The sequence below is a fragment of the Microbacterium canaveralium genome (assembly GCF_047238045.1).
Lineage (GTDB): Bacteria > Actinomycetota > Actinomycetes > Actinomycetales > Microbacteriaceae > Microbacterium.
The window spans coordinates 21,620-35,708 of the sequence record NZ_JBDFMA010000005.1; the positions used below are offsets into that span (position 1 = coordinate 21,620).

General features: G+C 68.9%; 16 protein-coding genes. 4 read left to right on the forward strand and 12 right to left on the reverse strand.

The annotated features are described in order from the left end of the window. Nucleotides 1–89: 89 nt before the first annotated feature. The 12 genes from ABC271_RS18110 to ABC271_RS18165 form a co-directional block, all read right to left on the reverse strand. Complete coding sequence (locus tag ABC271_RS18110; protein ID WP_412926237.1) at nt 90–290, reverse strand: hypothetical protein; 201 nt, start codon at nt 288–290, stop codon at nt 90–92. Between the two features lie 19 nt (nt 291–309). Beyond that, entirely contained in the window at nt 310–1,197 is an 888-nt protein-coding gene (locus ABC271_RS18115) for an ArdC-like ssDNA-binding domain-containing protein (protein WP_412926238.1), read from the reverse strand. A gap of 401 nt (nt 1,198–1,598) precedes the next feature. Continuing rightward, entirely contained in the window at nt 1,599–1,805 is a 207-nt protein-coding gene (locus ABC271_RS18120; protein ID WP_412926239.1) for a hypothetical protein, read from the reverse strand. A gap of 61 nt (nt 1,806–1,866) precedes the next feature. Beyond that, a complete protein-coding gene (locus ABC271_RS18125) occupies nt 1,867–3,264 on the reverse strand; it encodes a ParB/RepB/Spo0J family partition protein (RefSeq protein WP_412926240.1) in 1,398 nt (465 codons plus the stop codon). Nucleotides 3,265–3,524: 260 nt separating this feature from the next. Next, on the reverse strand, nt 3,525–5,474 hold the full coding sequence (locus tag ABC271_RS18130; protein ID WP_412926241.1) for a hypothetical protein: 1,950 nt from the start codon (nt 5,472–5,474) through the stop codon (nt 3,525–3,527). A gap of 197 nt (nt 5,475–5,671) precedes the next feature. After that, nucleotides 5,672–5,929, reverse strand: coding sequence for a hypothetical protein (locus ABC271_RS18135; RefSeq protein WP_412926242.1), 258 nt, complete (start codon nt 5,927–5,929; stop codon nt 5,672–5,674). A gap of 56 nt (nt 5,930–5,985) precedes the next feature. Further along, nucleotides 5,986–6,420, reverse strand: a complete 435-nt coding sequence (locus tag ABC271_RS18140) for a helix-turn-helix domain-containing protein (RefSeq protein WP_412926243.1) — start codon at nt 6,418–6,420, stop codon at nt 5,986–5,988. Nucleotides 6,421–6,542: 122 nt separating this feature from the next. Further along, nucleotides 6,543–7,397, reverse strand: coding sequence for an FHA domain-containing protein (locus ABC271_RS18145; RefSeq protein ID WP_412926244.1), 855 nt, complete (start codon nt 7,395–7,397; stop codon nt 6,543–6,545). Further along, nucleotides 7,398–8,519, reverse strand: coding sequence for a M23 family metallopeptidase (locus ABC271_RS18150; RefSeq protein ID WP_412926245.1), 1,122 nt, complete (start codon nt 8,517–8,519; stop codon nt 7,398–7,400). Between the two features lie 4 nt (nt 8,520–8,523). Next, the gene (locus tag ABC271_RS18155) at nt 8,524–9,033 is read right to left on the reverse strand and encodes a hypothetical protein (protein ID WP_412926246.1); all 510 of its coding nucleotides are present in this window, start codon (nt 9,031–9,033) and stop codon (nt 8,524–8,526) included. Continuing rightward, nucleotides 9,030–10,346: a MinD/ParA family ATP-binding protein gene (locus ABC271_RS18160; protein ID WP_412926247.1), complete on the reverse strand. Its 1,317-nt coding sequence runs from the start codon at nt 10,344–10,346 to the stop codon at nt 9,030–9,032. Before ABC271_RS18160 ends, ABC271_RS18155 begins: the two co-directional genes overlap by 4 nt. Continuing rightward, on the reverse strand, nt 10,339–10,608 hold the full coding sequence (locus tag ABC271_RS18165; protein ID WP_412926248.1) for a helix-turn-helix domain-containing protein: 270 nt from the start codon (nt 10,606–10,608) through the stop codon (nt 10,339–10,341). Before ABC271_RS18165 ends, ABC271_RS18160 begins: the two co-directional genes overlap by 8 nt. A gap of 182 nt (nt 10,609–10,790) precedes the next feature. On the opposite strand from ABC271_RS18165, the gene ABC271_RS18170 reads away from it, so the two are divergent. The 4 genes from ABC271_RS18170 to ABC271_RS18185 are packed head-to-tail and all read left to right on the forward strand — an operon-like array spanning nt 10,791 to nt 14,085. Continuing rightward, on the forward strand, nt 10,791–11,408 hold the full coding sequence (locus tag ABC271_RS18170; protein WP_412926249.1) for a DUF6668 family protein: 618 nt from the start codon (nt 10,791–10,793) through the stop codon (nt 11,406–11,408). Between the two features lie 11 nt (nt 11,409–11,419). Then, nucleotides 11,420–11,710, forward strand: coding sequence for a hypothetical protein (locus ABC271_RS18175; protein WP_092558257.1), 291 nt, complete (start codon nt 11,420–11,422; stop codon nt 11,708–11,710). A 21-nt stretch (nt 11,711–11,731) separates the two neighbouring features. Then, on the forward strand, nt 11,732–12,457 hold the full coding sequence (locus tag ABC271_RS18180; RefSeq protein ID WP_412926250.1) for a DUF8175 domain-containg protein: 726 nt from the start codon (nt 11,732–11,734) through the stop codon (nt 12,455–12,457). A gap of 2 nt (nt 12,458–12,459) precedes the next feature. Next, nucleotides 12,460–14,085, forward strand: coding sequence for a TrbL/VirB6 family protein (locus tag ABC271_RS18185; protein ID WP_412926251.1), 1,626 nt, complete (start codon nt 12,460–12,462; stop codon nt 14,083–14,085). Nucleotides 14,086–14,089 lie beyond the last annotated feature (4 nt).

Below are 14,089 nucleotides of genomic sequence, written 5' to 3' on the forward strand. Positions count from 1 at the left end.
GAGCGCGAGGGGACCACCCCTCGCCGGCCGACCGGAGGGAGGCCGCGCCGGTGGGGGAGGGGCCGCCCGCTGCCGCCCCTCCCGGCCGGTCAGTCGTTGGTGCGGGTCAGCGTGTCCACGAATGTCACGTACTCGGACCCGTCAACGGTGGCGGTGTGGGCGAGGGCGTAGCCTGCGCGGGCGTAGTCCGCGAGTTCCTGCGCCCGGTATCCGATCTGGCGGCTCTTGGCCACGGTGTCGGCGTCGCTCTTCGTAACGCGGTTCTCGATGACTTGGATGCTCTGGCTCATGGGTCTTGTCCCTTCGTTCTCAGGCCGCGACGGGTGCGGGGGTGTCGGTGGTGATCGCGTCCGCGAGGGCGTGCGCGGTGCGGAGGACGTTGGCCGCGGTGGCCTTGATGGTGTCGGTGTCGCAGTTGCTCCATCCGGCGACGTAGCCGACGCTGTAGGCGCTGGAGTCCAGCCCGAGAATCCCGGCGACGATGTAGGCGACGCTCTCGGCTTCGGTTTCCTTGACGCCACGGTGCTCGACGTACTCGGCGTGATCTTCCTCGGCGTGCAGGATGACGTGCGCGGCCTCGTGCAGTGCGGTCTTGGCGGCCTGGGCGGGGGAGAGGTCAGCGTCGATGACGACGCGGTGGCTGTCGTCGGTGGTGGTGTAGCCGTTGGTGGCGCCGGGGATGTTCTCGCGCTCGACGGTCCATCCCTTGCCGGTGAGGTAGTCGACTACGGCGTCGTAGATGCCTGCGGGGTCCTCTCCGGTGAGCTGGTGCGCGATGTCGCTGGGGTCGCCTGCCTCGGGGTCGATGAGGTCGGTCTGGCTCATGTCGAACACGGACACGGGGAAGAACCGCACGCGGCGCTGTTCTTCTTCTTCGCCGGTCTGCTCGTTCTCGACCGTCTCGCGGATGTCGCGGCCGCCGAAGATGCGGATTCCGCGTTCACCCTTGCGCACCTGGCGGTTGAGGCTCTGCCATGTCCGGTATCCGGCGACGTGGGTGGCCTCGGGGCTCTGCGCGAAGATCAGCAGCAGGTTTCCCAGGCTGTACCGGTGGAATGCCTGAGCGAACGCGAGGAACCGCGTCCACGTCCCGGAGTCGCGGAGCGCTTCGATCTGCTCAGCGATCGTCGCCTGTAGGGCTTCGGCCTCGGCGCGTCGTTCCTCGGTGCTCTTGCGGGTGGTGACTTTGCGAGTCATGGCTCTCTCCTTTCAACAACCCCTCACGTTTTCTTGCCGTGAAGGCGACTTGTCGCCGCTAGGGAGTGCCGGGTGGAGTGCAACCCGTGAGGGCGGTGGAGGAGAGAAGTTCGGCGCGATGGGAGGGAGCGCAGCGACCGCGTGCCGCAGTTGTCGGGGGAGCCGGCGGCGTAGCCGCTTGCGCGGAGGGCGGCCGACCGTATGCTGCCGAAGGCTTCACGGCAAGAAAATGGGCCCGTCAGGGCCGTGCTGCCCGGCCTGTGGCCGGTCCGATTGATGCGTCGAGCTGGTGTGCTGGCGATCTGCCTGCATTGTGATATCAGTGTGCATTCATGCGGTGGGGGAGCGCGAGGGGGACGGCCCCCTCGCCGGCGATCGCGGAGCGGGGCCGTCGATGACGGCTATGGGCTGGATTCGGTGACGGTGTAGCCGGGGATCTCGCCGTCTTGCATCGCGTGAACCTCGTCGATCATGTCGTTCATCACGTCGTGCTGGTCGAACGGCGGCAGACCGTCGTCCCAGTGCGCTCCGAACTGTACGTCGGCCCAGAGCGACGCGAGGCGCACGTCGGTGTCTGCGGTGAAGGTGCGCCCTTCGGGGGTGGTCATAGTCAGCATGGGTGTCTCCGGGGGAGTCGGGGAGGGGGCCGGGTCGGCCCCCTCCGGTTGGTTACTCCTCGTCGACGCCGTCGTAGTCCTCGGCGTAGTCGCTCGTGGCGGCATCGGTGACGGTGGTCACGATCTGCTCGACCTCGCTGAGGCCGTAGCCCCATGCGGCGAGCTGGGTGAAGTAGGCCCGGTCGGTGGGGGAGGGGTGCCGCCAGGTCTGCTTGCTGGTGACGTTCTCCACGGCGCCCAGCACCACGGCGAGGGCCACGTGCTGGGCCTTGGCGGGGGTCTGCTCGACGATCGCGGCGAGCTTGTCGGCCTCCCAGTAGCCGCCGCGCTCGATGCCCAGCAGTTCGTGGGCGAGCGTGTTGCCGTCCCGGGTGGCCAGGCTCACGGCCTGACGGTGCAGGGTGAGGCCGGTGGCGATCACTGCGGAGGCGTCTTTGGGGAGCGTTTTGCGCGACAGGAACGTGGTGATCCATTCGCGTCGGACGACCTCGGCCGATGCCCACGCCTTGTTGTTGGCGATGAGGGTTCGGCGTTCGGCCTTCTGCTCGTCGGTCATCGGCCCGCTAGTGCTGCCGGAGCCGGTGGCCTTGCGGAATCCGGCGGCTTTGGGGTCGCGGAGGTAGTAGGTCACGTCGGCGTTGCCGGTGATGTAGACCCGCACGAACGCGGCGCGGCCTTCGACGTTCTCGATGTCCTCGACGGTGGCCTGCTCGCCTTCGCCAGTGACGAGTTCGCTGAGCCGGGTGTAGTCGGTTTCGTAGTAGCCACGGTCGCGGTCGAGGACTTCGAAGCCGCGGGCGGTCAGGTCTGCCTCGGTGTCGGCCTTGACCTTCGCGCGTGCCCGGTCGTCTCTGGCGCGCTGTGCCGCGTGGGCGAACTGCGCCGGGTCGTGGGTGGCCACGTCGATCAGCTGGCCGCGGGCCTCGGCGTCGTCGTCGAATTCGATCAGCACGGCGGCCTGGTCGAGGGTCAGCGAGTGCTCGTGGATCGCGGAGGCGGCGGTGGCGTTCTCGGCCACGACGAGGGCGGTCTTGACCTCTTTGGGCTTGGTGCCGGTGCGCTTGGCGATCGCGGTGACGCTCATGCCCTCGAACGCGAGTTGCTGGAACGCGGCCGCGCGGTCGCCGTCGGTGAGGGCTTCGCGCTGGTCGTTCTCGACCATCTGCTGAATGATGCGCTCCGCCGTGGCCTCGTCGGCGTCGACGATGTACACGGGAATCGTCGTGACCGCTGCCTCTCGGGCTGCGAGGGTGCGGCGCTGTCCGGCTCGTACGAGGACGTTGCCCTGCTCATCGCGGCGTGCCAGGACGGGGGTGAGTACCCCGTTTTCTCGGACGCTCTGCACGAACGCGGCCGTCAGCGGTGCGCTGGGCCGCACGTTGGCCTCGATGACGAGGGACTGCGGGTCGATGTGCTCGACGGTTCCGGTCTGGGTAGTGGTGTCAGGCATGATCTGTTTTCTCTCCCGATCAACTGTTTTGTTCGCCTGTCTGGCAAGAGGATCGTTTGAGAGCGGAGCGGCGAGAGTGCCGGGTCGTGGAATACCGGACTGAGCGCAGCGAGGGAGGATATGCCGCGAAAGCCCGGCACGGCAGCCGTGGAGCGAACTACGATTCGGCGGCCAGGCAGACGGACAACAGACAAGCTGCGGCCGCGTAGCGGCTCCGCCTATCGGTGCAGCTCATGCGCCGATCGCGCTCGAGCGTGGTTCTACGCCGCGGCGAGAGCTGTGGCGGGGGAGAGGATGCCGGCGTCGACGAGTCGGAGCGCTTCTTTGTGGTCGGCACGACCGTCTGGGCCTCGCGGGTAGCGCGAGTAGTCGGGACGATCGTTCTGGGCGAACAGAGCGACGCCGGAGGGGGCTCGCCGGCCTCGGCGCTTCTTGTTCGGCTTCCGCATCCAGGTCAGCTCGGCGTTCCACCATTCCCACCGGCCGCGCTCGACGCCGTAGCGTGCTCGGCGGGCCTCCAGGTAACCGGCGACGTCGAGGGCGTCGGCGGCGGTATCGAGGGCCGTGGTGTCGCCGCGGCTCCAGCCTGCACCGCCGCGGCGTGCCAGACGGTGGAACCGGAGGCGGTGCAGCGCGGTACGGATGCGTTCGGCGTCCAGGCCGGTCCGGTGCACCAGGTCGTCGATCGTGGTCGCGGCCGCTTCCGGCAGATGCTTGAACACCAGGCCTGCGGTGCGGCCCAGGCTGCGCGGCGCGGCGAACGTATCGTGCGTGAGCGGTTGGAGCTCAGCGGTCAGTCGGGTGATCCAGTAGCCGGCGTTGAGGGGGTGGCGGGTGGGGGCGGGGCGTGCAGGCACTTGTGTCCGGTTACGGTGCTCCGGGTCTGTGGAGAACCGTTCGGAGAGTCGGTACCGCTGCCCGTGAGGGGCCTCGGGCTCTCCGACGCGGATGAACCATGCGGACTCCGGGTCGTCGTCGACGAGCGGGCGGGTGAGGGCCTGGAGGGCGGTGTGGACGGTGGTGCGGCCGTAGCCGGTGTCGGCCGACAGTCGGCGTATGTCGGCTTCGACGATCAGCTGCGCGGACTGGGCGATGTAGAGGCAGAGGGCATCGAGGACGGCGCGGGTGCTGTGCGTCCCTGTGCTGCGGCGTGCGGCTGATGATGCCCGGTCCGCGCCCCAGAGGCCCGGCATGGCGTCTGCGCGCTCCTGAGCGCGTTCTACGGCCGCTAGGGCGGTATTCGCGCGGGCGAGGTAGTTGGTGTCGTCGCCGGTGCCGTTGAGCGGGTGAGCAGCGACGTAGCGGACGGCGTTGTTCCACGCGGCGTCGAGGGCGCGGATACGGCCCCGCTCGGTGCGGGGGATGCGATCGCGGCCGGTGCGGCCGCGGAGGGTGCGGACGTGCTCGAACGCGGGCGCGTCGACGACGGCCAGGACGTCCGCGTAGCGCCAGCGGGAGTGTGCACAGCCGGCGAGGACGGCGGCAAGGGTGTAGGACGTGTCCTCCCCGGGGGAGCCGTTGAGCATCGCGTCGACGCGGGCCGTGAGCGGGCGTCTGGGGCCGGCGATGTACGGGTGGCCGTCGTCGTCGACGGCCATGCCGCGCAGCAGGCCCGTTGTGGGCGACGGCAGCTCGGCGCCCGCGTCGACGAGGAACGCCGTGAGGTCGGTGATCGCGTCGAGGGGGACGGTGCAGCTGGTGAGGGCTGTGAGCGGCCCTTGGGCCACGGATACACCGCCGAGGCGGTGGGGGGCTCCGGGCGGCCGCACACAGCCGGTGGCGGGGTTGGTCAGGGGAGTGGGGTCGAGGGAGGGGAGCAGCTGCGTGGCGAGGAGTGCGAGATCTCGCACGAGGTCGGCGTCGGCGGATTCGGCCATGCCGATCCAGACGTGGCGGCCGCCGGTGGGGCCGGAGGCGCAGACCAGGTGGGGGACGTTCAGCTCGTCGAGCCAGTGCGAGAGTCGTCCGGCGTCGTAGGGGGCGTTGCCGCGGGAGCTGTCGAAGTCGAAGCAGAGGTAGGTGTAGCGGCGGTCCTCGCCGGCGAGGTACATCGCCCACGGGGTGCGGGGGGGTAGCTCGTTCACCGAGCATTGGTGGTCGTACTCGTTCAGGACCTCACCGGAGGCGAGCTGCGCGGCCGCGCGCACGTGCTCCCGGGGGCTGAGGGCGCGCGTGAGGACCCACGCGGATGCCAGGTCAGGCTCCGACACGCGGGGATCGCTAAAGGAAATGCTGGCGCTAGTGCTAGCGCTTGGTATAGTCAGTCGCAACTCCTTCTGGGAACGACGAAGCCTCCGGCTTCACCGGCTCGGATGGTGTTGATTAGCTCGGAGTCGCAAGTTTGGCGACGGGAGACTCGGAGCTACGAATCCTTGAGGGGCCCGCCGGTAACGGCGGGCTCTTTCGTTTATGCGGCGGCTGTGGTGGCCTCCTGCGGAATGTCGAGCTGATTCGCGCGATCGCGCGACGGGCGGTCGACAAGCGGCATAGCGCCGTTCTCATCGACGAGCTTGGTGATGAGCGCCTCCAGGTAGTACGACATCGTGACCCCGGACGCCTCAGCGGCCTCTCGGACATCGTCGCGCACGGTTGGCGACACGCGGCCTTGGAGAAGGACCGTGGGCGCGTCATTGGCGCGCCGCGCGCGCCGACCGAACTCACTCATGAGTCCATGCTGGCGAGAGTATGCATAATGCTCGGGACCGCCGCGGCGTGTCGGGGCTATTCATTGTCGCCAGCGCTAGGGGAGGGCCGCTGGTTGCTGGTTTCGTCGAGACGTTCGCGGAGCTGCCACTTGTGGACGATCCAGCGGCCGCCGACGAAGGAGCCGGGGATGTGGCCCTGTTCGAGCCAGATGTAGATGGTGCCCTTGTACTTCACGCGGAACAGCTGCATGAGGTCGCGGTAGTTCAGCTCGTCCGGGTAGTCAGCGAGCACGTCGACGGGCTCGCTGGTGCGTGGCCGGTTGCTGGTGGCCGCGAGCCAGGCGCGAATCTCGGACTTGAAGATGATCCAGGAGTCAGCGATGCGGTGGCCGGGGATCGTTCCGTCGCGCAGGCGCGCTCGGACCGCCGGCGCACCTGTGCGAATGATCTTGGCCACGTCCGCGGTGGTCAGCGTGTCGGGGAATTGTGACCAGTAGTCCTCTTCGCTCACCGGTTCGAGGGTTTCATGTGTGCTCCGTTCGGGTTCGGAGTGTTGTTCACCTGAGGAATTGCCGCGCGAGCTGTCAAAGACGACTCCCGGGTCGTTCCCAGTATCCCGCGGGTGTCCAGTCATCACAGGTTCACCTCCGGGCCATGTTCGTCAACGGAGACGGTCAGGCGCACGTCGCCGAGCACGGCGACGTCCTGGTCGTGCAGCTGGAAGGGCTGCCAGGGTGTTAGATCGACGGGCGCAGCGCCCGGGCGTTCGATCGTGGTGCCGTTCGAGGAGGCGCGATCGGTGGCCCAGAGTGCCCCGTCGTGCCATTCGATGCGCAGATGGGTGCGAGAGAGCATGCGCGACTCGTCGTCGACGGTGACCATCAGGTCGACGTTCTCGCCGGCGTCGCCAGCTGGATTGCGGCCGATGAGGGCGGCGCCGAGGACGTGCGCGATGTCGCCTGTGCTGAATCGCAGGATCGCGACGGGCGGCTGCGGTTCTTGCTCCGATCGTCGAGTGAGACGGGTTCGCTCCAGCTCGACGTCGCCTGCTGGCTCGGGCGCGGGGGGAGGTGCGATCGGAGCGAACGCGCGCAACGGCGGCCGGAAGTACGCCGGCGCCGGTGTGGTGGCCGGTGGCGGGTCTACCGGGCGGTGTTCGGGGGGCGGCGAGCCCTGGGCTGCGGGCACAGTAACGGTCTGTTTGCGCGGCCGGGCTGCTTTCTGGGGAGCTGCCGCAAGGTCGGTGACCGTCCCGGTGGGGTGGACGGCGACGAGCCACTGTCCGTCTGGGTCGGTGATCTGCGTGCGCACGGGGCGGTGCAGCTCGGCCGCGACCGCGGCCGCGTAAGCGGTGACCGCGCGGCGGGTGACCTCGCTCGGGGCGGGGTCGAAGTGTTCGTGCCGTCCTGCGACGTTGACGTGGGCGCTGCCGTCGACGGCGACGTCGACGTAGACGACGGGGTAGGCGGGGATGGGGGCGGTGCTCATTCAGGGCCTCCGGCACGAATCCGGCTGGCACAGCTCCATACCGAACGCCTGGTAGAACTCTTCCGGGTTGACGAAGCCGTAAGAGTTGGACGGGCCGCCCAGGTCCTCGCCGGCTTTCAGGCTGGCGATCGCGGGGTCGGTGGTGCCGTCTTTGTTGATACGGAGGTCCAGGTGGCATCCGCCTGATGGGCCTTCGTTGCCGGTGAGCGCGATCGGCTGCCCAGCGGTCACGGTGTCGCCTACGGCGACGGAGATATCGGAGAGCTTCATGTGCAGGTATGACGCGCTCCACCCGTCCGGTGATTTGATCGTGAGTTGGATACCGCCGATGTAGGTCACGGTGCCGTCGCTGATGGAGTAGATCTGGTCGAGGCAGTTGTTCGGCCAGTGCTGGAGGTCGACGGCGGGGTGCCATGTGGAGGCGCCGGGAATGTCGATGACGCGGGGACCGTAGTCGTCGGTCATGTTGAAGCCGGGCCCGAGCGGGTACACGATCTTTCCGTTGCCGCTGCAACCGCCGCCGCTCGCGCCGTCGCCGGCGATCGCGGTGACGACCTGGTTGGCGGCGTCGAAGAACTTCTCGTAGTGGTACGGGTCGGCGTTCCGCTGCACCTTGTGGGCGGCGATCGTCGGTTCGAGGCTCTGCCAGTCGGGGACGGCGGCGAGGCGCGTGAAGAACTGCGTCGCCGCGTAGGTGGGGTCCATCACCTGGTCGCGGGTGCCCCAGCTGCCCAAGCACCACTGCTGCTGGAACAGGCCGAGCGAGCACGTGGGTGTGCCGTCCGGGTTGGTGACGCCGTTGATGTCGTCGCCGTAGCCGATGTTGCGCAGCGAGCTTTCGCCCATCGCCGTCATGACGCCGATGACCTGCGCCTGGCGGTCTAGGCCGAGCGGGACGGCGGCGTTCATGATGAGCGCGGCGTTGGTCAGCTGCTCCCCGGAGTAGCCGGCGACGGGCTCGGTGGGTACCTTTTCGGGGTCCACGGTGCCGGCGCCGCCGGCGCATGCGGCCGCGGACCCGGCTCCGGTCATGAACAGGAGCACGAGGGCGAAGATGCTGGCCACGACGACGAGCGGCGTGGCCACGATGAGCGCGCCGGCTGCGGACTTTCCTTCTGGCATGCGGTTATCCCTCTGCCGGGCGAATCCGATCGGCCAGCCACGGCGCGTCAGGGCTCGGCCGGCTCAGGCTCACGTTGTAGGGGCCCGCGTCGGTGGGGACCTGGACGATGAGCGCGACTTCTGTCGACGCCGGCAGGATGGTGCCGGTGCCGGTGACCTGGCGGACGGGCACGCGCGCCGGGTCGGTGTCCTCATAGGCGGCGGCGCCGGCCTGGGTGAGGTACGGGTAGAGGCCGTTGATCCACTCGTCGTAGCTCAGGTCAGGGCGCGCGAACGCCGTGACGGCCTTCTCTGCGGTGTCGATCGCGGCGGCTTGGCTGTCTGTGCCCGCTTCGGGGACGGGATCAGCGGTGGCGCCCATGTCGACGGGCGGTGTGGGGTTGGCGGGGCTCGTCGACGTGACGGTGGGCGAGCTGCTGGGCGAGGGCGGCGGGCCGGGATCGTTGCTGTTGACGCACCCGGCCAGGGCGAGGGCGGCCACGAGGGGGATCGCGGCCGCGGCTGCGCGGTTCATAGTCCGTCCGCCACGGTGGCCGTCACCTGGAGCCATGCCTCGCGCGTCTCGGCGGTCAGCGCGTCGAAGTTGAGCGTGCCGCCGTCGACGAGCGCGGGGTCGTGCGGCACGTCCAGCACGGCACGGGTGAGGCTGTTGAAGTGGCTGTGCAGTCGGGTGTGCAGTTGGGGGTCGGGGACCTTCGTGGGTGACGCGAGGACGGTGACCGCCTCGCGGATCTTCGCCTCGTGGCCTTTCTCGTAGAGTCCGTCGACGAGCCATGCCGCTGACGCTGCGGTGTCCTCGCGGAGGGTCGAGACGATTACGAGCTGGTCGGCGGCGGCCACTGCGGCCTCCCAGTTCGAGGCGCGCATGTTGTTTCCGGTGTCGACGACGATCACGCGGTAGAAGCGGCTCAGCGTGGCGTGCAGCTCGTTGAATGCGCGTGCGTCGATGGTGCTCGAGGCGGCCGCGTCTTCGTCGGAGGCCAGGACGTCGAACTGGGTCGACCCTTGCGACCTGGTGTAGTTGTCCAGGTCGCCAACCTTCGCGTTGCGGACGTCGTTGAAGCGATCGAGGTCGCGGAGTAGATCGACGGCGGTGTTCTGATGCCGTGCGGGCTGGGCTCGCCAGCCGAGCGTGCCGCGGGTCTCGTTGTTGTCCCAGGCGAGCGTGGAGCCGCCCCGGTGGGTGCCGAACGTCGCGGCCAGGAGAAGCGTGGCGGTTGTCTTGTGCGCGCCGCCCTTCGGGTTGATTACGACGACGGTCCTCGGTCCGCGGAGGGAGCGCTGTACGCGCTCGATCGCGGAGCGGTGAGATAGCTCGAACTCGCTCGGTCGTGGCGATACGAGCCCGCCGGTGAGGCGGCGGACGGTTCCTTGCCAGCCCATCGTTGCGGGCCCAAGGGGTGCGGGCGGGCGCGACTGCAGGAGGTCGTCGAGTGTGGGCCGCCTGGCTTCTGCGCGCGTCATCGGCTGCGGAGTCGCTGCGGGGGTCGGTGCGGCCGATGCAGGCGCAGCGCCCGTGGGCTCCTCGACGGCCGCGGGCAGCGTGGGCGGCACCGCGGCGGTTTCGTCGAGGAGGGAGAGGGGTTCCATCCGGCCGTCCGGGTGCACGGCGAACTGTTGTTCGCCGAGCGCATCCCGTGTGGTCAGTCGCACGGGGCGGTGCAGCTCCATCGCGGTCGCGGTGACGAGCGCGTGGATCTCTTTGCGCACGCCCTGTTCGTCCGGCCCGGCCACGGGTGTCGTCCGACCGTCGATGCTGACGGTCCCGCCGGTCGGTGTCTCCACGACAGCGACGATCCGGGGGTAGGTGGCCACAGTGTCAGCCATGATGCGCCTCTCTGATCTGGGTGGAGCTCAATGATCGGTCGTTGTGGTGCGCGAGGAGATACACGCGCAGCTGGTTGCGGTCGATGCGCCAGCTCTTGCCGAGCTTCACCCCCGGCATCCGCCCGGCGGGGTGCGTCGCAGTGAGCAGGGCACGCACGTTCGACTCTTCGATGTTGAGTGCCTGCGCGACGTCGCGCACGCTCATCATCTGCCCGTAGTCGCGGAGCAGCGAGTCGGGCCACTCCGCTGTCGGTGAGGTCACGTTCACAAGGTCAGCGTATCGTGATATTGGGGTGTTTCGAATAATAATCGACCGTTCCCACGCATTCTGGGTAGGATTACGTCACCTGGCCGCCCCCCGCACATGGGGGTGGACAAGTGAAGCACTTGACGGAGGTCGGACGGAGTATGGGTGTTGAAGTTTCCTTTCAGAGCGGAGCGAGCATGACCAACGCAAACCCCTGGCTCACCGGCCCCGAGCAGTCGCCGGAGCCAGAGCCGGAGGCGGCTCCCGCCGCCACGCGGCGTCAGGCCCGCACCGGGCCGTCCACCCCTCAGGCTGGTGTTCCGACCCCGGACACGGCCGACCGTTTGCCGCGGTGGTCGCAAGCGTGGCCGGCGACGGTGTGGTGGTTGGGGGTGCACGGGGGTGCCGGTGAATCGACCCTCGCGACCCTCGCCGCGGGCAGCCGCCCCGCGCAGCACGGCTGGCCCGTGGCCGAGACCCCCGGCACCCCGAGTCGCGTCGCTCTCGTCGCACGGACGAGTTGGAGCGGCCTGACCGCTGCCCAGCGTGCCGCGACCGAGTGGGCGTCGGGAGTGTTGGGCGAATCCGTGCAGCTGGTCGGCCTGGTGTTGATCCCCGATGCACCGGGTCGCCTTCCGAAGCCGCTGCGCGACCTTCAGCACGTCATCGCCGGCGGCGTTCCGCGCGTGTGGACGCTGCCGTGGGTGGACGCCTGGCGGCTCGGCCCCGTTGATCCTTCTGTCCCTGTCCCTAAAGAGTTCCGTGCCCTGCTGGCGGATCTGCAACTGTCTCCGAGCGGCCCCGCTCACAACTGAAAGGAAGAACCATGTCGCTCCAGCTTCTTGCAGCCGACGTCGTCAACGTCATCGCCGCCCTGCCCGACCCCGACCCGGTGGCCCCTCCCGGGTTCGAGGCGGTCGGCACGATCCTTGGCTGGGCCAAGTGGGTCGGCCTCATCGCCGCGATCCTGGCTCTGATCGCAGTTGCCGTGATGTTCATGTTCAACTCCCGCCGCGGCGAGGGCGGCGAGCACGTCAAGACGTTCGTGGCGATCCTCGTCGGCGTCATGGTCATTGGCGCTGCCACCGCTCTCGTCGGCTTCATCTCCGGCTCCTGACCACTGAGGAGGGACTGACATATGAGCACCGCTGACTCGCAAAGCCCTTTCCGAAGTAGAGGGTTCATCGTCGCCGCGATCGTGGTCGGGGCGATTGTCCTGGCCGCGATCGTCGTACTCGTCACGTCCCTCCTCGGCGGAGGGAACAACAACGCCGATCCCACACCCGCGCCCACCACGTCGGCGTCGACCGATCCGGGCTCGGCCGACCCGAGCGTGTGCGGCCTGGAAGGGTTCGAGGAGACAAGCTCTCTCACCGCCGCTCCCGAGAACGAGTGGGAGCTGGTGGGCACTGTGGCCGCGCCCACCGACGCAAGCGGCGCAGGGCCAGGTACCGTCGACGAAGGTTTCCGTTCGTGCTACGCGCACACGGCAGAGGGCTCACTGTTCGCCGCGGTCAACTATGTGGCTCTCGCCTCCGACAGCCGGAACGTTCCTCGTCTCCCCGAGCTGGTCGAGCCTGGTCCGGGCCGCGACGCGGCGCTAGCCGCCGGCGGCGGCGGAGGGTCGTCGAGCACGAGAGTCCAGGTCGCCGGCTTCAAGATCAACTCGTACAGCGCAGATGAGGCGGTCGTTGACATCGCTTGGACTGTCACGTCGTCGGGTAGTGCCCTCGTAAGCATGCCGGTTGTTCTGCACTGGGTCGACGGCGATTGGAAGATCGTGCTCGACGACAACGGGCAACCTCCATTTGCCGCCTCACCGCTTGAGAATCTGGGCGGGTACATTCCCTGGGCGGGGGTCTAAAGATGGCTGCCGCCGACGAGGGCTGCAACTGGCTCACCGATCCCTTCGGGTGCATCCAGCAAGGGGTTGGCGACGTTGTGTCGCAGGCGTCGAACGATGCGATTCAAGAGTTGACGAACCGGGTTATGGAGGGCTTCGGCAAGGCGATCGCGAGCATGGGCAGCATGTGGGTCGCGGTGCCGACGCCGATTCTGACGGCCGGTGACGGGTCGACGACGGGCGGGGGAACGCCGCCCGGTAGCGAGGCGTTCACGACGATCCTCAACTACGTCACCTACATCGGCCTGGCGATCGCGGTTCTCTCGCTCATCGCTCTCGGCGCGCTGATCGCGCTGCGGATGCGGCGCGGTGAGGGGATGCGGAACCTGGGCGCGCTCGGTGTCGTGTTCATCGCCGTCATGCTGATTTCGGGTGCCTCCGCGCTCGTCGGCGGCATCCTCAGCTCGAGCGCACCTGGTGGCTCATCGTCGGCGGTCGGCTTCCTCCAGAACTCGCTGTGGTTCTACGTCGGCGGCCTCGCGGTGCTCTCCGTGATCGTCGGCGGCATCCGCATGGCGTGGGAGCAGCGCGCGCAGCCGGGCAAGGATCTCATTCAGTCGCTCCTGACGCTCATCGTCGTCTCGGGTGCGGGTCTGGCGATCCTCACCCTCGCGGTTACTGCGGCGGATTCGTTCTCCGTGTGGGTGCTGAACAACGCGACGGACTGCGACGTGTCAGCGGGCGGTGAATCGCAGTGCTTCGGGACGAACGTCGCGGCCATGATCGCGCTCAGCACGTCCTCGCCTATCGGGCTGATCGGCGTGCTGATCCTCGGTGCGATCGCGTTGCTGATGGTGTTCGTCCAGGTCGCGCTCATGGTCGTGCGCGGCGGGCTCCTCGTGATCCTCGCCGGGGTTCTGCCGCTGGCCGCGAGCTTTACCAACACGCAGATGGGCAAGCAGTGGTTCGGTCGCATCGTCGGCTGGACGATCGCGTTCATTCTCTACAAGCCCGCCGCTGCGCTGATCTACGCGGCGGCGTTCCAACTCGTCGGAACCGATGCCTTCCAGGACGACGGCGGCGGGCTGTGGTCGATCCTGACCGGCCTCGCACTGATGCTCATGGCTCTCATCGCCCTCCCGGCCCTGCTGCGCTTCGTCGCTCCGATGACGAGTGCCGTTGCCGGCGGCGGCATGTCGGGGATGGCTGTTGCGGGCGCGGCCGGGGCGGTCGGCGGCGAAATGGCTACTGGCGCGATCCGGCGTTCTTCCGGCTCGGGCGGCGGAGCCTCCTACGCGGGCGGCGGTAGTGGTGGGGGCGCGTCGTCGGCGCCCAGCGGCGCCAGCTCTGCCGGCGGCGGCGCGGCCGCGACCGCGAGCCGTGCGGCCCCTGCCGGGGCAGGAGCAGGCGCCGGGGGCGCTGCTGCTGCCGGTGGTGGTGCCGCTGCGGGCGGCGCGGCCGCTGGTGGCGCAGCTGCGGGTGGCGGAGCAGCTGCCGCGGGTGGTGCTGCCGCGGCAGGCCCGGCGGCTCCGGTGGTTCTCGGCGCGAAGCTCGCCGCGGACGTGGCCAAGGGTGCCGCGAACACGGCCAAGGGGGCTGTGCAGTCCGCGACAGATGACTCAGCTGGCGGCCCGAGCGGGTCGCAGTAGGCGG

Excerpts from the sequence above, each read along its gene's own strand:
- ABC271_RS18155 (WP_412926246.1), bottom strand. The coding sequence starts at position 9,033 with ATGAACCGCGCAGCCGCGGCCGCGATCCCCCTCGTGGCCGCCCTCGCC.
- ABC271_RS18120 (WP_412926239.1), bottom strand. The coding sequence starts at position 1,805 with ATGACCACCCCCGAAGGGCGCACCTTCACCGCAGACACCGACGTGCGC.
- ABC271_RS18170 (WP_412926249.1), top strand. The coding sequence starts at position 10,791 with ATGACCAACGCAAACCCCTGGCTCACCGGCCCCGAGCAGTCGCCGGAG.
- ABC271_RS18110 (WP_412926237.1), bottom strand. The coding sequence starts at position 290 with ATGAGCCAGAGCATCCAAGTCATCGAGAACCGCGTTACGAAGAGCGAC.
- ABC271_RS18150 (WP_412926245.1), bottom strand. The coding sequence starts at position 8,519 with ATGCCAGAAGGAAAGTCCGCAGCCGGCGCGCTCATCGTGGCCACGCCG.
- ABC271_RS18135 (WP_412926242.1), bottom strand. The coding sequence starts at position 5,929 with ATGAGTGAGTTCGGTCGGCGCGCGCGGCGCGCCAATGACGCGCCCACG.
- ABC271_RS18175 (WP_092558257.1), top strand. The coding sequence starts at position 11,420 with ATGTCGCTCCAGCTTCTTGCAGCCGACGTCGTCAACGTCATCGCCGCC.
- ABC271_RS18180 (WP_412926250.1), top strand. The coding sequence starts at position 11,732 with ATGAGCACCGCTGACTCGCAAAGCCCTTTCCGAAGTAGAGGGTTCATC.
- ABC271_RS18185 (WP_412926251.1), top strand. The coding sequence starts at position 12,460 with ATGGCTGCCGCCGACGAGGGCTGCAACTGGCTCACCGATCCCTTCGGG.
- ABC271_RS18160 (WP_412926247.1), bottom strand. The coding sequence starts at position 10,346 with ATGGCTGACACTGTGGCCACCTACCCCCGGATCGTCGCTGTCGTGGAG.
- ABC271_RS18125 (WP_412926240.1), bottom strand. The coding sequence starts at position 3,264 with ATGCCTGACACCACTACCCAGACCGGAACCGTCGAGCACATCGACCCG.
- ABC271_RS18115 (WP_412926238.1), bottom strand. The coding sequence starts at position 1,197 with ATGACTCGCAAAGTCACCACCCGCAAGAGCACCGAGGAACGACGCGCC.
- ABC271_RS18145 (WP_412926244.1), bottom strand. The coding sequence starts at position 7,397 with ATGAGCACCGCCCCCATCCCCGCCTACCCCGTCGTCTACGTCGACGTC.